General features: G+C 43.3%; 18 protein-coding genes and 1 pseudogene. 5 read left to right on the forward strand and 14 right to left on the reverse strand.

The window, feature by feature from the left end:
- Positions 1–4: 4 nt before the first annotated feature.
- The 9 genes from CVD19_RS24905 to CVD19_RS17105 form a co-directional block, all read right to left on the reverse strand.
- Positions 5–1,981, reverse strand: a complete 1,977-nt coding sequence (locus CVD19_RS24905) for a hypothetical protein (RefSeq protein ID WP_180953678.1) — start codon at positions 1,979–1,981, stop codon at positions 5–7.
- Positions 1,982–1,998: 17 nt separating this feature from the next.
- A complete protein-coding gene (locus CVD19_RS17070) occupies positions 1,999–2,787 on the reverse strand; it encodes an HAD family hydrolase (RefSeq protein ID WP_101583669.1) in 789 nt (262 codons plus the stop codon).
- A 52-nt stretch (positions 2,788–2,839) separates the two neighbouring features.
- Entirely contained in the window at positions 2,840–4,027 is a 1,188-nt protein-coding gene (locus CVD19_RS17075; RefSeq protein ID WP_101583672.1) for an ROK family protein, read from the reverse strand.
- A 104-nt stretch (positions 4,028–4,131) separates the two neighbouring features.
- Entirely contained in the window at positions 4,132–4,974 is an 843-nt protein-coding gene (locus CVD19_RS17080) for an MBL fold metallo-hydrolase (protein ID WP_180953679.1), read from the reverse strand.
- Positions 4,964–5,953, reverse strand: coding sequence for an ROK family protein (locus CVD19_RS17085; protein ID WP_101583677.1), 990 nt, complete (start codon positions 5,951–5,953; stop codon positions 4,964–4,966). The genes CVD19_RS17080 and CVD19_RS17085 overlap by 11 nt, the downstream gene beginning before the upstream one ends.
- A complete protein-coding gene (locus CVD19_RS17090) occupies positions 5,950–6,585 on the reverse strand; it encodes a D-sedoheptulose-7-phosphate isomerase (RefSeq protein ID WP_101583679.1) in 636 nt (211 codons plus the stop codon). The genes CVD19_RS17085 and CVD19_RS17090 overlap by 4 nt, the downstream gene beginning before the upstream one ends.
- 206 nt (positions 6,586–6,791) lie before the next feature.
- Entirely contained in the window at positions 6,792–7,919 is a 1,128-nt protein-coding gene (locus CVD19_RS17095) for an ABC transporter permease (RefSeq protein WP_101583681.1), read from the reverse strand.
- Positions 7,912–9,126 (reverse strand): ABC transporter permease, encoded by a 1,215-nt coding sequence (locus CVD19_RS17100; RefSeq protein WP_101583684.1) that lies wholly within the window; start codon positions 9,124–9,126, stop codon positions 7,912–7,914. Before CVD19_RS17100 ends, CVD19_RS17095 begins: the two co-directional genes overlap by 8 nt.
- Before the next feature lie 27 nt (positions 9,127–9,153).
- Positions 9,154–10,098: an ABC transporter ATP-binding protein gene (locus CVD19_RS17105; protein WP_101583686.1), complete on the reverse strand. Its 945-nt coding sequence runs from the start codon at positions 10,096–10,098 to the stop codon at positions 9,154–9,156.
- A 282-nt stretch (positions 10,099–10,380) separates the two neighbouring features.
- On the opposite strand from CVD19_RS17105, the gene CVD19_RS17110 reads away from it, so the two are divergent.
- Genes CVD19_RS17110 through CVD19_RS17125 form a run of 4 tightly spaced genes read left to right on the forward strand, consistent with a single transcriptional unit; the run spans position 10,381 to position 12,027 of the window.
- Positions 10,381–11,028 (forward strand): hypothetical protein, encoded by a 648-nt coding sequence (locus CVD19_RS17110; protein WP_101583689.1) that lies wholly within the window; start codon positions 10,381–10,383, stop codon positions 11,026–11,028.
- Entirely contained in the window at positions 11,009–11,278 is a 270-nt protein-coding gene (locus tag CVD19_RS17115) for a hypothetical protein (RefSeq protein ID WP_101583690.1), read from the forward strand. Before CVD19_RS17110 ends, CVD19_RS17115 begins: the two co-directional genes overlap by 20 nt.
- A 29-nt stretch (positions 11,279–11,307) precedes the next feature.
- A complete protein-coding gene (locus tag CVD19_RS17120; protein WP_142383545.1) occupies positions 11,308–11,508 on the forward strand; it encodes a hypothetical protein in 201 nt (66 codons plus the stop codon).
- An 18-nt stretch (positions 11,509–11,526) separates the two neighbouring features.
- Positions 11,527–12,027: a GNAT family N-acetyltransferase gene (locus CVD19_RS17125; protein ID WP_101583694.1), complete on the forward strand. Its 501-nt coding sequence runs from the start codon at positions 11,527–11,529 to the stop codon at positions 12,025–12,027.
- A 43-nt stretch (positions 12,028–12,070) separates the two neighbouring features.
- On the opposite strand, the gene CVD19_RS17130 is transcribed toward CVD19_RS17125, so the two are convergent.
- The 5 genes from CVD19_RS17130 to CVD19_RS17150 all read right to left on the reverse strand — a co-directional run bounded on the left by CVD19_RS17130 (position 12,071) and on the right by CVD19_RS17150 (position 17,435).
- Positions 12,071–13,084: a MupG family TIM beta-alpha barrel fold protein gene (locus CVD19_RS17130; RefSeq protein ID WP_101583696.1), complete on the reverse strand. Its 1,014-nt coding sequence runs from the start codon at positions 13,082–13,084 to the stop codon at positions 12,071–12,073.
- Positions 13,081–14,442: a PTS transporter subunit EIIC gene (locus CVD19_RS17135; RefSeq protein ID WP_101583698.1), complete on the reverse strand. Its 1,362-nt coding sequence runs from the start codon at positions 14,440–14,442 to the stop codon at positions 13,081–13,083. The genes CVD19_RS17130 and CVD19_RS17135 overlap by 4 nt, the downstream gene beginning before the upstream one ends.
- 174 nt (positions 14,443–14,616) lie before the next feature.
- A complete protein-coding gene (locus CVD19_RS17140) occupies positions 14,617–15,471 on the reverse strand; it encodes a MurR/RpiR family transcriptional regulator (protein WP_101583700.1) in 855 nt (284 codons plus the stop codon).
- Between the two features lie 91 nt (positions 15,472–15,562).
- The gene (murQ, locus tag CVD19_RS17145) at positions 15,563–16,480 is read right to left on the reverse strand and encodes an N-acetylmuramic acid 6-phosphate etherase (RefSeq protein ID WP_101583702.1); all 918 of its coding nucleotides are present in this window, start codon (positions 16,478–16,480) and stop codon (positions 15,563–15,565) included.
- A 94-nt stretch (positions 16,481–16,574) separates the two neighbouring features.
- Entirely contained in the window at positions 16,575–17,435 is an 861-nt protein-coding gene (locus tag CVD19_RS17150; RefSeq protein WP_180953680.1) for a Cof-type HAD-IIB family hydrolase, read from the reverse strand.
- A gap of 226 nt (positions 17,436–17,661) precedes the next feature.
- On the opposite strand from CVD19_RS17150, the pseudogene CVD19_RS17155 reads away from it, so the two are divergent.
- A pseudogene (locus CVD19_RS17155) lies at positions 17,662–17,826 on the forward strand (aldo/keto reductase); the annotation flags it as partial.
- Positions 17,827–18,035 lie beyond the last annotated feature (209 nt).

Here is an 18,035-nt window from a genome sequence, read left to right on the forward strand (position 1 = left end):
TGATTCACCCCTTTCCATGTACCATTTTTAACTTGGATAATTCACGCCAGATGGCAGGTATGGTTTCTTGATGTAACCCTTCAAAGTGAAAGCCTATCCCGCCAAGGCTTGTCGGACGGTGAATAATATTTTTTCTTGGACGATAATAATAATCCCAATCCTCATATCCAACCTTTTTTTGATAGTTTCCCAGTTTTACAATATCAAAATTCGCAGTTGTGATTTTTTGAATAGTGAATCTTAGGTTGCGGCCAATTGAAAGCGCTTTTAAAAAAACTTCTGGTCCGGTAACTGTTGAACCGAAATTGACAAACACTCCACCTTCTAATTTTGAAACTGTTGTGCAGTACCGTTGGAAATCCCTTCCGCTTGCACCGCCTTGTATGCGAAAGTTTGACTCTGGATGAAGCTGTATATCATCAGTGCCTAAAGTTATATGACATGTAATTGGGACCTTTAATTTGTTACAGGTAAACAAGATACTATTGTGCCGGAAAGGAAATTGGGTTTCATGGCATTCTATATAATCCATGAGACTCTCACCATATCCTAAACCTTTCTTATATCCTTCTCTTAAAGCCTTGTGGAATAAAGATCCAGGTTCCGCCCACATTCCTAACGTGCCTTTTTGAAAAGAATCATCTACATTTTCTGCCGTTTCCCCAAACGCTGCCAGTTCAAAGTCCTGATAAGCTGTTGAACCGGTTGTGGCAATATGTGTAATCAGCCCTTGTTCTAACAGTTGAATAATATGATTACTTACCCCTGAGTCAATAATATTTCCACCAAGAGAAACCAATGCTTCTTTATTAGATTTTCTTGCTGATACCAGATGATTGATAAAATCCCTGAATTGCTCCGATTCCTCTCCCCAGCTGGTACGATAATCAATGGGTAGTATATTTGCGATTCGAAAGTCACTTCTTCTTTGGTTAATAGAATATAGGGTTGGATCTTTCTTTATGTTCTTGGGCTTTCCCGGGTTATGAAAGGTTAATCCTAATTCTTTTTTTCGTTTTAAAAGTGCATGAAATAAGTGCGGGATGGTAATTTGATGAAGTCCTTGGAATAAGTATCCTGTTCCTTCTGTTTTTTGAAGCAGATCTATGAAGTTTCTTCGAGGTCTATAATGATAATATGGATGATGTCGCTTATATTCGTAAGATGCTTGAACAGGAATAATATCATAATTTGCGGCTGTAATATTTTTCATTTGTAATCCTTTATTTTTCGCCTGGCTAACCGCCTTTAAAAATAGTTCCGGTCCTGAAATAGCTGAACCAAAATTCAGAAAGACACCACCCTCACTTAAGTTTAAAAATGAATTACATAAAATATCAAAATCTTTTCCGCTTGTTTGCCCTAATCGTTCAAAATCAACAATCGGGTGTTGATGGATGATATCTGTGCCTATTGAGATATGGCACGTATAGGGCACACCATGAATTTGGCATTGTACAAATACACAATCATCATAATGAGGAAACCGGCTTGGATTATCGGATAAATACTTGTATAAGCTTTCACCGTAGCCTAGTCCTTTTTCTGCGCCAAGCTGGATCGCTTCATTCATATATCTGCCTGTTTCTTCCCACATTCCGAATGATCCATCCTCAATAGCTGTCGCTACGTCCTCGGATGTTTCACCTAAAAATGCAAGCTCAAAATCATGGATGCTTGTTGCACCATTACCCGATACGTGAGTCAGGAATCCTTCCCTAACCATTTCGATAATGTACCTTGATAAACCATTTTTAATAACATGGGCACCCATAGACCAGATGACTGGTTTCCCTTCGGTTCGGAATTGCAGGATTTTATCAACAAGTTCATCAAACTCTTTCGGCTTATCCCATTGTTTTAATTCATCTTCATAGGGGCGTGCCATGTTAAGAATGGTCACCAGATTCTTCCGCTCAAAAACAGAATTTGTCTTAATATTTTGGAAGGAAAGTCGGTTTTTTCGGTCTATATTTTTCATGGAGACCCTCCTTAAATTTAAACAATTTTTAAAGCCTTTTTCCATTCGTCGATGTTTTTATAGTCACCAAACACGTAATCTGCCCCGGCTAATTTTAATCGTTCTTCCTTTGTTGGATTTAAACCCTCTCTGGCATCCTCATCGCTAGCCAACCCAATCGCTAGAGCCCCATACTCTTTTCCTAAGCCAATTTCAACTTTACCATCTCCTATCACTGAAAATTGGTTTGGAGAAAGACCCTTATCCTTAATTAAGTCCTCTATCACCTTTCGTTTAGAGCAGCCAGACCCTTTCACCTCTGCGCCGGCAATATCTTTAAAAAATTCATCAACTTCCAATAATTTTGCTTCTCTTACAACATCCGGGTGATCCGTACCACTTGCAAGATACAAATCTATTTTCTGCTCTCGCAGTGTTTCAAGAAATTCTCTGGCACCCTTCATAATATATTGTTCTATTTTTCTGGTTTGCCGTACTCTCTTTTTCCTCTCATCAACAGTAAGCATCAGTTTTTCATTGTATTCATTCTTATAATCCCACTTATCAAGAACCTGTTTATTCAGGCCTTTACGTTTCACTTGCTCAGCTAGCCATTCCATTTGTTGTATGGTTTGGATCCCCGTTGAGTGCTGGATATAATCCTTTACTTCTTGTTCTATCCGGCTCATTTCCTCGTCTGAAATATGCGCGTCACCAACAATTTTCTCTATCATTAATGGGACCATTACTTCTTCCCATCCATTTCTTAAAGTTGAGATCGTGCCGTCAAAATCAAAGATGACAGCCCGCATTTGAATTATTGTCATTACTTCACCCCAGCTTTTATTTGCCCCATTTGTTTTCAGTGATCGAGGATAACTATTCAGGTCTTGTTAACAGACTGATTGGATGGTTAAGCAGTTCATCAAATATGATGGCCACTGCACCGATGGCACTTTGAGAGGCTCCGAATGTTGAAGGTAAAATTTTTATTATATTTTTATCAAAATGAAATACTCGCTCTTTCACATTTTTCTCAATCCTGTGTAAATAAGTGGAGAGATAAGGAAATAGTCGCCCTCCTATAACAATTTGATCGATGTCATACATATTAAAAATATTAACCATTGCCTGTTCATTGTAAAAGAGCATTTCTTCAATACATTTTTGTGCCTGTTTGTCGCCATTCATAATTCCTTTAAAAAGGTCATCAATACTCCCATTTTTATTCCAGCTTCTTAATAATGGAGGTATTGAACAAATTGTCTCCCAACAGCCAAAATTTCCGCATTCACATTGTTCTCCGTTTGACAAAACCGTCATATGTCCCACTTGGCCATACAACCCATTACTTCCTCTAATTAGTTTTCCATTTGAAATGACCCCGGAGCCGATTCCCATTCCAATCGTAATAAAAATGAAATCGTTTCCATATTTTCCTATTCCAAACCATCGTTCAGCAAGTGCGGCTGCCCTTGCGTCATCCTCAATCATTGTTAAAACACCAAATTTCTCCTCGAGCATTTTTTTTACAGGGTAATTTTCCCACCCAGGAAAGTTAGGTGCTTTCTTTAAAACCCCTTCTTCCTTATCCATTGGTCCAGGGATAGAGACACCCATTCCGAGTAATTGATAACCGCCATTTCTTATTTGGTTAATAAAATTCTGTATATAGGGTGTAATTAATTCTAAAATGTCCTCAGGACCATTAAAACCTCTATAATCAACCTCTATTGATTTTATTTGTTCTCCAATTAAATTTGAAATGACAATTTCAAACGATGTACGGCCTATATCAATGCCAATAATTCTAAATTGCTTTGAATTAAATCCAAGCATGATTCTCTTTCTGCCCACTGTATTAGAAATAGGTTCAAACTCCTGAATAATATTCTTTTTGAGCAATTGTTGAGTTAAGTTAGTTATGGTTCCAGAAGTTAACCCTGTTAAATCTGATAATTCAACCCTGGAAATTGGGTGCCTTGACCAAATCTTATTGAGGATTGCAGACATATTCTGTTCTTTAACAAGTGTTAGATAGTTTTTTTCGGAGTTTATGTTAGACATCTCCTTGAATTACCTTATTGATTAAATTTAATCATTAAATTAATTAGATTATAAAAAATTAGCATTGCTGTGTCAAATGAATCTTTTGGATTTTTCAGACATCACTAACGCACATAATAATATTTTTCCCCGGGTACCATCATTTTAAATTTCTGTGTTCTGTCCTTTTGATATAAGTAATCAACTAAATAGGACGGGTTTTCGTAGTTATGCTCAAATAAATCGTAATGACATGGTATAAAGACATTTACATGAATCGATTGAATAAAATGAACGGCTTCCCGATAATTCATATTTCCTAAAAGGTCGATTTCATTTCTAAAATAATCTCTTCCATTGATGGGAATGTAAGCTGCATCAATTTGATGGGATTTCACTTCGTTTATCAGCTCAGAATATACCAATGTGTCACCGGCATGATAAAAACAAATACCATCAAGATATACGATATATCCAACGTAAAAATGGTTTCCATCAGAATCTGTTTCAAACTCCTCATGTTTACAGGCCAACACGTGGAATTTAATCCCATCAATAATATAGACTTTACCTGCATTAACAGGGAAAATACGAGAGTCATTAATCCCCAGATTCTTTAGAATTGAAACATGTGCTTTAGGAATGACAAATATGCACTTTGGAGATGCTTTCGAGACTTCTTTCACCGTTACAGGATCAAGATGGTCAAGATGGTGATGTGTAATAAAGTAGTAGTTAGCATTGGATATTTCAGCTGGCAAAACTGGCGGCGGAAAATTCCTAGGACAACTTTCTGGATCTACTTCTTTCACATAATCACTTAAATACAAGTCAAAATACAGCACGCGTCCACTTTCTCCCTTAATCGCAACTCCTTCCTGACCCATATGAGTAATTAATAATGAATTCTTTTGAACATTGCAGCCGTCTATTTGTTGAACAAGATTCGTCCTAGTTTTATTTTGCATATCCATGATCCCTTTCCAATAGATTTAATGCGACTGAAAGACTGGCATAATCCCCAATCCGCTCTCCTAATCCGGCCGGCTCAATTTTGCAGGAAGAAGCAGAGAGCTCTAGTGCTTCCTTAGAAACTACTTTCCTCATAGACGGTTCTAATAACTCGCTTTGCCGAAGGTATATACTGCCCAAAATAATCTTGTCTGGATTTAACATATCAATAATTATAGAAAGGCCTAAACCGAGGTATTCACCAACTTTATGGAAAATGTTTATTGCTTCATGATCTCCCTGTTTTGCAAAGGTACCTACTCTTTCTGCAGTAATTAACCCAACATCTTCAAATGTTTGGCAGTATTTTGCTGGGTTCCCGTCCGATATTAATTTTTCAGCATGAGCCTTTGCCAGCTGTGCTATCCCTCCGCCGCTGCAGAACCCTTCAAAGGATCCCATCTTGCCAAAACCAATTGGCCCTTCATTAGCAAGCCGAATATGACCGACCTCTCCAGCCATATCATTCTTACCCTCATAAAGATTTCCGTTTAAGATCAATCCAGCCCCCATGCCTGTGCCAAATGTTAGAAATACCAGGTTCTGGCACCCTCGTCCATTTCCCCACTTCCATTCTGCTAATGCGCATGCATTTGCATCATTTTGCAGCCCAACTGGAACAGTGTATTTCCGCTTAAATATTTGAACTATTTTTACACGATTCCAGTTCTTTAAATTGGGTGGAGAAAGAATTACCCCTTCTTTGCTATTTAGTGGTCCGCCACATGATATCCCAATTGCTGCAACGTTGTTTACTAAATCATGTTTAACTAATAATTTATCCAGTGTATCCATCATTAATTGAATGGTCTCACTCGGTTGTTCGGGAGTCGGAAATTTTTCCTTGCACTTTATATTAATCGTATTTTCGCTGGGAACTCCGATCGACACTGCACATTTTGTGCCGCCTATATCCAAACCAACTAATACCTTCATACTGAGAAAATCTCCTTTTCAAGCATGATACATAATGCATGGTATATAGGCAGATGTCTTTCTTGAATTCTTGGTGTATCTTCGTACGGGACACAAATTGTGGTATCACAATAAGCTTTCATTTGCCCCCCGTCTTTCCCGGTTAAGCCAATTGTATGAATCCCCAGTTCTTTTGCAACCATTATTGCATTAATGATATTCTCGGAATTCCCTGATGTACTAATTCCAATAAGGACATCGCGTGCATTCCCATAACCGAATACTTGTTGGGCAAAGACCATATCGGCACCTACATCATTTGCAAAGGCTGTAATAAGTGCATGCTGGCTTACCAAAGAGATTGCCGGAATGGCACCCTGTAAATGGTCAGCTATGTAATTTCCACGTTTGCCAAACCTTTTAAAGAACCTCTGGTGTAATGCAGGCTCAATGGGTCTCTTTAACTTAAAACCTTTCATTAATTCACCCACAATGTGCTCACTGTCCGCAGCACTGCCGCCATTACCGCAAATCAAATATTTGCCACCTGTTCTATAGCTTTCTAGTAACAAAGTAAATGCCTTATCAATCTCCCCCACGCACCCTTTTAAGTCAGGATAACTGTCTAAAAGTGATTGTAATTCATTATTCAAAAAATGTTCCCTCCTCTTTTTTATTATTTTTTTAATGATTAAGATAATTATAATAGCGCGTGCCCCTACTTTCAATAATCAGAAACATTATATTGAACTTTTATAGCAAACCATATTCTGAAAAACCCCCGATGCTTTAATGCATTACCACTCTGGGGGTCTGACCCCCGTTGCTTTAACGCGTTACCGCTCTGGGGGTCAGGCACCTATCTGAATTTCATTTTCTTCAGTCCAATTATAAAGAACACAGCTGAGAACCCGATAAGGGCTAGAACTGCCTGTACCATGGCCGGTGAATACAGGCTGCCGCTTATAATTTCACGGAATCCTGTCATCATCCAGCTCTGCGGAACGGCTTTTGCGATTTGCCTCATCATTTCCGGCACGATATCAAGCGGCCAGTATACGCCTCCGAGCATGCATGTGCTTACAATCAGGACGGCACTTACCGCCCCAGCCTGCTGTCTTGTCTTCACCAGTCCGGCCATCATCAATCCGAATCCGACTATGGACAGAATCGCAAGGGAAGCAAACGGGATAAAATAAGCCAGGTTGCCCCAATTTGCCCCAAATATCAGCTTCATGCCCGTCATCAAGACTGCCAGCTGAATCCAGCCCATGATAAAGTATGAAAGCAAATATCCGATCATAATTTGGGCTTTCGTCGCTGGTGTAACAAGGAGGCGCGGCCATGTTCCAGCCGCCCTTTCATCCAGGATAGCTGATGCTGCTCCAGATATTCCGAACATCATAAACATGATCGTAAATCCGACCGATAGCAGGCCGCCTGCCTCCCCGGTCCCTTCATCCTTTTGGACGATTTCTTTTTCGATCGTGACGCCTTCACTGGCCGCAACACTCTCAAGCAATGCGGGAAACTGGGTGCTGTCAATCTGGGATGTGGCTGAATAGGACTGGAAAACAGTTCTGGCCGCCCCCTCAACATATGGATATAAAGCCGTGTATTCCTGGCCTTTTCGCTGAACAACTACATCGAACAATGGCTCCTTCGCTTCAATCCGTTCAATGAGGTCAGCAGGAACGATGACCGCGGCGGCCGCTTCCTGAGCCCTTATATTTTCTTTCGCTTTTGACTCAGACGATTCCACCCATTTGTATTGATCATTTGCCTTTAGAAGCTCCACTATTTGCCTGCTGGCTTCATCCTTTCCACCCACGATGTTCACAACAGGCTTGTTTCTTTCCGAGCCACCGGATACGCCACCAAAAATGATGCTGAAAATGAGCGGCATTACAAGCATCATCACCCAGGCAGATGGTGTTTTGAATATGTCTTTTAGGCGAAGCCATGTAATGACAAAAATTTTACGCATAGCTGAGCCTCCTCTCGGCAGATTGGCGCATCCATCCGATCGCAAAGAACAAAACGCCCATGCCGATTAAGATGGCCGCTTCCGGAACAACTTCGATAAATGTGCCGCCTGACATCAAATCCAAAAAGGTTTGCAGCGCGAGTGCGTTTGGGAGCACTTGTACAATCCCATTCATCCAGTCCGGGAACAGATAAAGCGGGACCATGCTGCCCCCGATTCCCGACAAGATTTGTGTTCCAAGCATCCCGGCAACATTAAAGGCCTTTTCTGTTTTTATGAAGGATCCGATGAGGACGCCCAGTCCGCAAGCACTGAATACGTAGGCAATGCCAGCCAAAGCCACACCTGAAAGAGAATTCCCCCAATCCACTCCAAAAAGCAGGCTGGTACCAAGGATAATGACCATCAGTTGAATCAGGCTCATGAACAGAAGCCCTGTAAACTTGCCCATCATATATTGACTATGGGTTAAAGTCGACACGAGCAATCGGCTGTACACTTCCTGCTCCTTTTCCTCGATCATGGCACTGACCCCGATTACCACCGTCATAAGCAGGAACATCACACCCATGCCTGCCGCATAATATTGAAAGGAATCGACCTGTTGGGCCTCCGCTTCCACCGCTTCTTCATTTAAAAGAGGAAATCCAGCAGCTTGTTCCTGTACGGCAGCTGGGCCCTGCTCGGCTATTTCAGGCAGCGGTTTTCCCGCCTGGATTGCGGCTTCAACAGCCAATTGCATTCCCGTGGCATTGACTTCAGCCGTCTGCACGAATTGCTGTATGACATTTTCTATGATGGTTGTCTGGATATCCGCACCGGGAATCGAGACGATTTTCAGTTCCGCTGCTTCGCCCGACATTACGGACGAAGTAAAATCAGAATCGATGATGAAGCCAGCGGTCAGCTTTTGATTTTCAAGCTGGTCCATCAGGTCTTCCTGTTTTAGGGATTTCACTGACACTAGATCTTTCATGCCTTGGGCAAAAACCTCTTCTGCAAGCACTTCCCCAAGAGCTCCCTTGTCCAGGTTAACTAATCCGACGGAAAACTTTTTGATTGTCTCTTCTTCGCCGCCCATCATTTTTCCAAATGCGGCACCGAGAATCGAGATTAATAGAATAGGCATTAAAATCAATGTCAGAAGTGCTTTTTTATCACGGCCAATCAGCAAGGCATCTTTTAAAGCCAGCCACCAAAAGTTCATATTAGTCCCCCTTTCCCGTGTTTCTTTTTAATCGCGCAGGCTTCTCCCGGTCAGATGCAAAAATACACTTTCAAGATTCGGTTCGATAATGTCGACAGAACCTATTTTTGTGCCTTGCCTGCTGACAGCCTGGATAAGCTCACTTAACACAGCCTGCGGTTCTTTATGAAATACGGTAAGCTGCTGATTATGTATCTGTACGTCCCGCTTCTCAACAAGAGGGGCAAGTTCGGCTGGAATGTGTTCCAGGTTCTCGTCGGTATCCGTGAAAGTGAGCACAATCCGTGACCGGTCGCCGATTTTTTCGCGAAGCTCCGGAATCGTGCCACTGGCAATGAACTGGCCATGGTCCATGATGCCAATCCGCTCACACAGGAACTCCACTTCCTCCATGTAATGACTTGTATAGATCACCGCCATGCCTTCAGCGTTAAGCCTCTTCACGGTTTCAAGAATATGGGTCCGGGATTGAGGGTCAATGCCCACGGTCGGCTCATCCATAATTAACAGCTCGGGCTTGTGCAAAATGGCTGCCCCAATGTTCACCCTCCGTTTCATCCCACCCGAAAAGGTTTCGACTTTGTCATTTGACCGGTCAGTAAGACCGATAATTTCAAGCGCCTCATCCACACGCTGCCTAAGCACCAGGCCTTGCAGGCCGTACATTCTCCCCCAGAACATCAGGTTTTCCTTTGCGGACATTGTTTGATAGAGTGCAATTTCCTGGGGAACGATCCCGATCCTGCCCTGTGCTTTTTTCGGCTGCTTCACCATGTCAATTCCGGCCACCTCGATATTCCCTGAAGTTGGCAGAAACAGGCCGCTTATCATTTGAATTGTGGTTGTTTTCCCTGCACCATTAGGTCCAAGCAGCCCGAAGGACTCGCCTTTTTGGACAGAAAATGTCACACCTTTTACCGCTTCATGCTGGTTATACTTTTTACGCAACTCCGAAACAGCCAGCAACACCATTTTTTCCACTCCCATCTTTTCTGGTATAAATATACTATAATTATAGCAATTTTCTACTTTAGGTGTGATAATATTCACAAAATTCGTGTTTTCTTTTGATATTCTAATTTATTGGAGTATGATATTGTAAAAGTAAAATCAGGGAAGAACATAATGGATCCGCGACTAAAGGAATTAGCTGATTTTACAAAAACCAAGCTTGGACTCGCAGATTACCATCTACATACAGTTCAAATTTATCGTGATAGAAATATTCTTCACGGCATGGACTAGACGCTGACGATGGAGTGGTATCCGAAGCAGATAACCGAACAGCCAGATGACGATTGCAATCCCGATGGAACTGCAGTTATTGATTTAGCCATACACAGCCGCCGTTTTAACAGCATCATTTTTGTAGGTGGAATATCTCATGCAGTCGGCAACACATTTGATGGAAATGATTCAATTATAAAGTGGATTGAGCGGGAAACCGGCTTGAAGTACGGGCAGCAGTTAAAGATCTGGAAACAAGACGATCTAAAAATTCATTTTGAAGGTTGTTTTAATGGAGTGGCTGTTTCACCTTCTGGCTTTATCGACTTTGAACTGGACGAGAACGGGAATTTGGTCTTTTTTGCTGCTAATGGGCCGTTTCCGTCAGCCGATACATTTCAGCAAGAAGAGTTTGCCTTGTCTCTGGCAGATGTTGTACCCCTAGCAAGAAACCAATTTAAACTTTTCGAATTTCCTTCATTTGAACAAGAAAAATGGTTCCCCGTGTACGGGCTGGAAGAGATTTACTTAACCAATAACAAAAGTGAAACTATTCCTTTTTTTGCAGACGTTAGATCCAGCTTGAAGATAGATAAAATTCTGCAATGGGATTCACCTTCGCCAGAACCGTTCACCAGACGGGAAATCAACCTGAATGAAACGATTGCGACCTGAGCAGGCTCTTGTCCGTGAACCTCATCCAGATACATTTCCAATCACCGAGCCAGACCAAGAAAAAATCATTGCCTCAGTTATAGAGTTTTTACGCAAGGTATTTCCCGATGACTCTGGCAAATGGAAGCTCACTCACATATACCGTGACAAAGGTTATATAAATGCGGAATTAAGGCCAACAAAGCAGGATTTGCACGTATTCCAGGGCAAGCTAGTGGTTTTATTGATAGTGATACGTTTGAAGCGGTGAATTTTATCGGCAATGTAGAATTCCTGGAGATGTTTAATACATACTCCCCAGCTGAAAAAATTACAGTAAGTTTCGAAGCAGCATTTGAAAAAATCGCAGAAATGATTGAATTAAAACCTGTTTACGTGTATGATTCCTCACAGCAAAAATATGTATTATGCGGGAAAATAGATTGCAAGTACGGCGTGAATGCAAGTACTGGGGATGTAATCATGCTGGATGAAATATAGTCATAAGGAGAAACCACAATGGTACTAATACGGGACGCGGTGATTCACGATTTGCCGGCAATGCTGGACATTTATAACGATGCGATCCGGAACACAACCGCCACATTTGATTTAGAAGAACAAAGCCTGGAGCAGCGGGAACTCTGGTTCAGGAAGTACGGCGGGAAATATCCGCTTATTGTTGCAGAAGCCGAGGGTGAAGTGGCAGGGTACTGCTCCTTGTCCCCATTCAGGGACAAGGAAGCGTATGCCAGAACGACCGAATTATCGGTTTATATTTCAGAACATCATCGCGGCAAAGGCATCGGAGCTTCTCTGATGAAAGAAATTTTACATAGGGCAGCACAGCTTCAATACCATACCATCATCGGCGGAATTACAGACGGGAACGAGGCCAGTGTAAGGCTCCACGAAAAATTCGGCTTTGAATTCATTGGCCGGTTTAAACAGGTCGGTTATAAATTCAACCAGTGGCAGGATGTCAGTTTTTATCAGTTGATCCTTCCACCCTCAACTTAGCAAAAAACAGGCATGGCCTTTTCATATCAAGGCCATGCCTGTTTTATTCGCCATGAAGATACAACCGGTCACCAGGCCTTACCACTGAGAGCAACGGGAGATCAATATCGGCGACGCGGCCGATTACATTGACCTTTTCATCAGCCGGCAGGTCATTCAGGGTGATTTGGATCTCTCCCCTGTACCTGCCGTAAAGGTCATTATCCATCGTGATGGAGCCCCGTGGACGTTTGACTGTATTTTCCGGCACAACGCTATTTTTGCTCCTCGTATTCATAAAGCGGAGGACATCCCGGGCAAAATCCGGGCGCAGCTTGTATTCACCGGCATTTAAGAAAGAACTTTGAAACCGGATCGGGACAATCGTTTCCGCGTCGTATTTGATCAACTGTTCGAGCAGACCTTCACCGGGATCGGGATCCCCAATATACACGTCCTGAACACCACTTTTAAATAATTCAAGTGCCGCGGCGAACGGGTCCATATCACGGTGTTTTTCCAAGGTTGGCAGGCCCCTAAACAGTGGCCCCCGTTTTTCCCCTCTCCCCGGAACGTAAGCCCAAACAGGGATGCCATATCGTTTGTATAAGTCATTTTGTTCCCTGAAAAATTCTTCATCAAGCCCGGTTTCCGGCCGTGGGTAAAAATTATGCCAGGCGATAAGATTCTCGCTCTTAAGCCCGCCCTTCAGCAGTTCCTTCAAATCCGCTTCAAACAGGATACTCGCGTTGATCGCGAGACGGAATCGCTTTGCCAGCCTGATGATCGTTTCATTGTCGAAGAAATCGTCCAGCCTTAAACCAGCTACTCCTAGGGAAGTTAAATCTTCCAAATCTGCAATTCCCAAATGGGCCGGTGTGTTGTATGAAACATCAGCATACACTTCTATCCCCGCATCTTTCGCTGCCTGAAGCAGCTGTTTGGCACGGACAGCCAGATCGCCGGATTCTTCAGGGATATGAAGCGAGGTGAACGCCCGCTTCACTCCTTTTTTTCCTGCATCTATAATCCTTTCCTCTGCAAAAGGATCATTCAGGTAAAACGAAATTCCGATCAATCAAACTCACCAGCCATCTCGTCTTTAAACCCAAACAGGTAGGTGAAGATGAATCCGGCAGCATATGCGATCAACAAGCCGGCCAAATAAAGCAGAACCTCTCCCGTATTTACAATAAACGCAAGCGGCAGTCCTGATACACCGACCGCAATTGTCGCTATATCAAAGTGTGCCTGGAATGCTCCTCCCACACCTGCTCCAAGACAGGCTGTAAGGAACGGCCGGCCAAGCGGCAAGGTTACACCGAAGATAAGTGGCTCCCCGATTCCAAGCATGCCTGATGGCAGCGCCCCGCCAATCGCCCGTTTCAGGCGCTTTTTCTTGGTTTTGAAGTAGATGGCAAAAGCAGCACCAACCTGACCTGCTCCACCCATCGCCAAAATCGGAAGCAGCGGGTCGTCGCCGATGGAATTGATCAGTTCAAGATGGACTGGTGTAAGTCCCTGGTGAAGCCCGGTAACAACAAGCGGAAGGAACGTCGCTCCCAAAATAAAGCCTGCGACAACCCCGCCGATATCCAATACAGCCAGCAATCCTTTCGTGATCGCATCAGAAATCATTCCGCCAAGTGGCATAAATACAATATAAGTTACAATTCCGGTAATCAATAAGGCTATTGTCGGCGTTACAATAATATCAAGCGACTGTGGGACAAAGCGGCGCACCCGCTTTTCAACAAGCGCAATGAATACAGCTGCCAAAAGGACCCCGATCAAGCCACCGCGCCCAGGCACAAGTGCTTCTCCGAACAATGTGATATTGGCAATGGCAGGGTTGATGATCAGGACACCCGCCAACCCCCCAAGCGCAGGTGATCCGCCGAATTCCTTGGCGGCATTTATACCGACCAGAATTCCAAGATAAGCAAATAGCCCGCCGCCTATCGTGGTCAGGATCATGGCAAGCTGCGATTCAGCATTCAGCCAGCCAGCCTGGATAATCGCCCGGGAAATACCAGTGATCAAACCTGAAGCAACAAGCGCAGGGATCAACGGGATAAAAATGCTGGCAATCTTCCGCAAAAACAGCTTAAATGGAGTTGCATTTTTTTGATTCAGCTCTGACTTGGTGGCGGTCGCCCGTTCTTTAAGATTGATATCGCCGGATGCAGCTACCAATTTACCAAACTCGTCTGTAACTCTTGTGACTTTTCCTGGTCCTAAAATGATTTGCAATGTTTCTTCCTCGACAACACCCAGTACACCGTCGATTCTTTTAATCCCATCTTTATTGACAAGTGCCGGGTTTACCGGAGTAACCCGAAGGCGCGTCATACAGTTTGTAAATGATGCAATGTTAGAAGCTCCCCCCAGCTGCTCCAAAAGCTTTCTAGCCAGTTCTTGATTTTCGCCAGCCATTTTAATGCCCCCTTCTTCACTTTAAAAACTAATAACCTATTGGAAAAATTGCATAAAAAATGAGATTAATATAAATCTTTGACTAACTAACGCTTTCATATAACTGTTGGCCAATTAACAACGAGACACGGATTGATCTTTGCGCTGCGGTTTTCCTACCACCCCCAAAAAGTGTTATTTATTTTGTTTTAAAAATTGAATCGCTTCCCTTGTTCTGTCTATATAATCAACCGTCTCCCCGTACTGTTCAGTGGCCATGCTCAAAAACAAAATATCGATGATGAACAGCTGGGCCAACCGGGAAGACGTGGCTGCACTCCTGAAGGGCGCTTCCGCCGAATACGACGTATACAAACTGATATCCGCCAGGGATGCAACGGTTGATTGCCCATATTTAGTGAGGCTGATTGTTTTCATCCCCTTCTTTTTTGCCAGGGACAGGAGCTTCACAACTTCCGGTGTTTCCCCGGAAAAAGATATTCCAAATGCGATATCATTGGGTCCGGCGTTGGCGATTAGAGAGGCAACTAAATGCGTATCAGGAAATGCCGTTGCCCGCCGGTTGATGCGAAGCAGCTTTTGCTGGGCATCCATGGCGATCAGATGTGACGCGCCGATTCCGAAAAGATGGACATTTTCCGCCGCAAGCAGTGCTTTCACGGCCCGTTCCAGCTCTTCGTAATTAATGATTTCAGCGGAATCCTGCAGGCTTTGGATGCTATTGCTGGTTGTTTTCTGCACGATTGAATAGATTGGCTCGGCCGGTTCAATATCGCGGTAGCCTTTCTCAGCGGGTTTTACCAAATCTCCGGCAATTCTCACTTTCAAATCCTGAAAACCTTTGAGGCCGAGGGATTTGCAAAGCCTGATGACAGCGGATCCACTCGTTTTCGATTCCGCTCCCAGCGCACTGACAGTGCTGTTCACCACAACATGGGGGTTTTCAAGAATGTATTGCCCAATCTTGCGTTCTGATGCCGGAAGCTGCTCCAGCATGTTTTCGATCATTTTAAGTCCGCCCGTTGCCACTTGCCCTACCACCTTTGGATGCGCTTTCTTTAAGTTGAACTTGTTATATTATGCGATATTCTGAAGCAGCCGGATTGATCAAAGGTACATTTTATGACTTCCTGGAATTTACGATTTCTATCGCTTTCCGGACATATCCGCCCGCCTCGTTTAACAGGCTTGATGCCTCGTCTTTTTTGATGTTCGCCTTGATCATCACAATTGCTGTTTTCACATTGTTATCCGCTTGTTCAAGAACATTCTTCGCCTGGTCATAAGGTACATCCGTTATTTTCATGATGATGCCGATCGCCCGCTCTTTTAGTTTATAATTGCTCACATGGACATCGACCATCAGGTTTTCATAAGCTTTGCCCATCAGGATCATCGATGAGGTTGAAATCATGTTAAGCACCATTTTTTGTGCGGTCGCAGCTTTCAGTCTTGTAGAACCTGTCAACACCTCAGGTCCAACGATCACCTCAATGCTCTGTTCGGCTTCCTGGCTGATCAGTGAATTTTCATTGCATGACAGGGCGACCGTTTTAGCGCCGACGCTGCGTGCATATTTTAAAGCACCTATCACATAGGGGGTCCGACCGCTGGCAGCAATTCCGACAACAGTATCATTTTCATTAAGCCCGATCGCTTTTAAATCGGATTCGCCAAGCTCCGGCCGGTCTTCGGCACCTTCCACCGCTTTAACGAAAGCGCTTTCACCACCAGCAATAAGACCCTGTACAGTAGCGGGATCGGTACTGAATGTCGGCGGACATTCAACAGCATCAAGAACTCCGAGCCTGCCGCTTGTTCCGGCCCCGATATAAATGAGGCGCCCGCCTTTTTTTAAAGACTCGAATGTGAAGTTTACTGCCTTTTCAATATCCGGTATCACTTTCTCGACGGCGCATGCCACTTTTTTATCTTCTTCATTCATCACTTTCAAGATGTCGAGTGGCTCTGCCGTATCAATTTTCACCGTTCCCTCGTTGCGCGACTCGGTTGTTAATCCGGTAAGATTCTGATCCATTCTGATACCTCCAAATGGTTCTAATTGGTAGCTTTAAAAATAGTATAAAATTTTCGGAATAAATATTCAATATATTATTTGATTTTTTGAAACTTTATTTTAAAAGATAGTTTTCAATTGCTTTAGCTACCCCTCCATTTGAATTCGTTTCAGTTACTGCATCCGCTGCGTGTTTCACTTTTTCAGGAGCGTTCCCCATCGCAATCCCCAAGCCGGCCGTTTCAATCATTACCAGGTCATTATAGTTATCACCAATCGCCGCAACCTGGGACATATGAAGCCCGAGATGCTCAACCAGTTTGATTAGTGCTGCCCCCTTCGTAATCCCGGCAGGCGATATTTCGAGGTTGACAAAATCAAAGCTGCTGGAGATTTCCAGGTCGGTGGCCTGTTTTTTCAAAAGTGCAGAAAAGGAATGGAGGCTCCCTTCCTCTTGAAAAACAGCCATTTTCGTAATATCAGGATTTGTCTCTTCTATATAACCGCGTAGATCTTCCACATGTTTCACACTGCATTGATTCCGGTATTTTGCACAAATTTCTGCCTTTCCCCCGGATCGTTCCAGTGCTGGGATATTTTTTTCAATCCAGCGTAAGTTCCACTTGTTTCGTTCCGGCACCAGTAAAATATCGCCCTCGTATAAATGAGTGTAAATGCCGTTGGACTGGCATATGTCCAAAAAAGTCAAAATTGCCTGCTGACTGAATCTTGCTTGCTCAATCGTCTGCCCATCCTCATCTATTAAAACCGCGCCATTATAGGCGATGATTGGTTCATGCAGGCCGATCGTTTCAGAAATCCATTTTGTCGATAAAGGAGAACGGCCGCTGCAGATGACCACTTTTCCGCCCCTGTTTCGATACGTATGAATTGCGTCTATAGTCTCTTGATCGATTTCCCTGTCATTGTTAAATAAAGTTCCATCCAAATCGACTGCAAGCAATGAATATTCCATGTCGAACCTCCAGATATGGTTATCCATTTAAATATATGCTATTCTCAATAAAATCTGAATAGTTATTTCAATAATCCTTTGTAAAATTTGAAAAAATATTTTAACAGAAAAGTTTAAAGTGGGGCTTGTTGTCATTTAAGCGGGGTTGTTTCCGGCGGGTTTCAATAAAGCTAACTATCTCCTTTCCCTATTATCGCTTTGTTAAGATAATACTAACAAAAAAGCTTATACTGTCGGTTCACTGAAAGAACTCAAGGACCAGGGCAAGACGATAGGCGTTTCCTGCTTCTCTATCGATCAACTGAAAGAAGCCAACAAAGACGGCGATGTGGATGTCCTTCAATCAGAATATAACCTGTTCAAACGCGTGGCTGAGACAGATCTTTGTCCGTCGTCGCCCATATGATGGACAGTTTCCCACTTCCTCCGGCAGCTTTTGTCCATCATCGCCCTCATGATGGACAGTTTCCCACTTCCTCCGGCAGCTTTTGTCCATCATCGCCCTCATGATGGACAGTTTCCCACTTCCTCCGGCAGCTTTTGTCCATCATCAGCCTCATGATGGACAGTTCCTCCCTTTTACCGGCAGCTTTTGTCCAT

Origin of the sequence: Bacillus sp. T33-2 (assembly GCF_002860205.1) — a bacterium.
Taxonomy (GTDB): Bacteria; Bacillota; Bacilli; order Bacillales; family Cytobacillaceae; genus T33-2.

Excerpts from the sequence above, each read along its gene's own strand:
- CVD19_RS24905 (WP_180953678.1), bottom strand. The coding sequence starts at position 1,981 with ATGAAAAATATAGACCGAAAAAACCGACTTTCCTTCCAAAATATTAAG.
- CVD19_RS17070 (WP_101583669.1), bottom strand. The coding sequence starts at position 2,787 with ATGACAATAATTCAAATGCGGGCTGTCATCTTTGATTTTGACGGCACG.
- CVD19_RS17075 (WP_101583672.1), bottom strand. The coding sequence starts at position 4,027 with ATGTCTAACATAAACTCCGAAAAAAACTATCTAACACTTGTTAAAGAA.
- CVD19_RS17080 (WP_180953679.1), bottom strand. The coding sequence starts at position 4,974 with ATGCAAAATAAAACTAGGACGAATCTTGTTCAACAAATAGACGGCTGC.
- CVD19_RS17085 (WP_101583677.1), bottom strand. The coding sequence starts at position 5,953 with ATGAAGGTATTAGTTGGTTTGGATATAGGCGGCACAAAATGTGCAGTG.
- CVD19_RS17095 (WP_101583681.1), bottom strand. The coding sequence starts at position 7,919 with ATGCGTAAAATTTTTGTCATTACATGGCTTCGCCTAAAAGACATATTC.
- CVD19_RS17100 (WP_101583684.1), bottom strand. The coding sequence starts at position 9,126 with ATGAACTTTTGGTGGCTGGCTTTAAAAGATGCCTTGCTGATTGGCCGT.
- CVD19_RS17105 (WP_101583686.1), bottom strand. The coding sequence starts at position 10,098 with ATGGTGTTGCTGGCTGTTTCGGAGTTGCGTAAAAAGTATAACCAGCAT.
- CVD19_RS17110 (WP_101583689.1), top strand. The coding sequence starts at position 10,381 with ATGGAGTGGTATCCGAAGCAGATAACCGAACAGCCAGATGACGATTGC.
- CVD19_RS17115 (WP_101583690.1), top strand. The coding sequence starts at position 11,009 with ATGAAACGATTGCGACCTGAGCAGGCTCTTGTCCGTGAACCTCATCCA.
- CVD19_RS17120 (WP_142383545.1), top strand. The coding sequence starts at position 11,308 with ATGTTTAATACATACTCCCCAGCTGAAAAAATTACAGTAAGTTTCGAA.
- CVD19_RS17125 (WP_101583694.1), top strand. The coding sequence starts at position 11,527 with ATGGTACTAATACGGGACGCGGTGATTCACGATTTGCCGGCAATGCTG.
- CVD19_RS17135 (WP_101583698.1), bottom strand. The coding sequence starts at position 14,442 with ATGGCTGGCGAAAATCAAGAACTGGCTAGAAAGCTTTTGGAGCAGCTG.
- murQ (WP_101583702.1), bottom strand. The coding sequence starts at position 16,480 with ATGGATCAGAATCTTACCGGATTAACAACCGAGTCGCGCAACGAGGGA.
- CVD19_RS17150 (WP_180953680.1), bottom strand. The coding sequence starts at position 17,435 with ATGGAATATTCATTGCTTGCAGTCGATTTGGATGGAACTTTATTTAAC.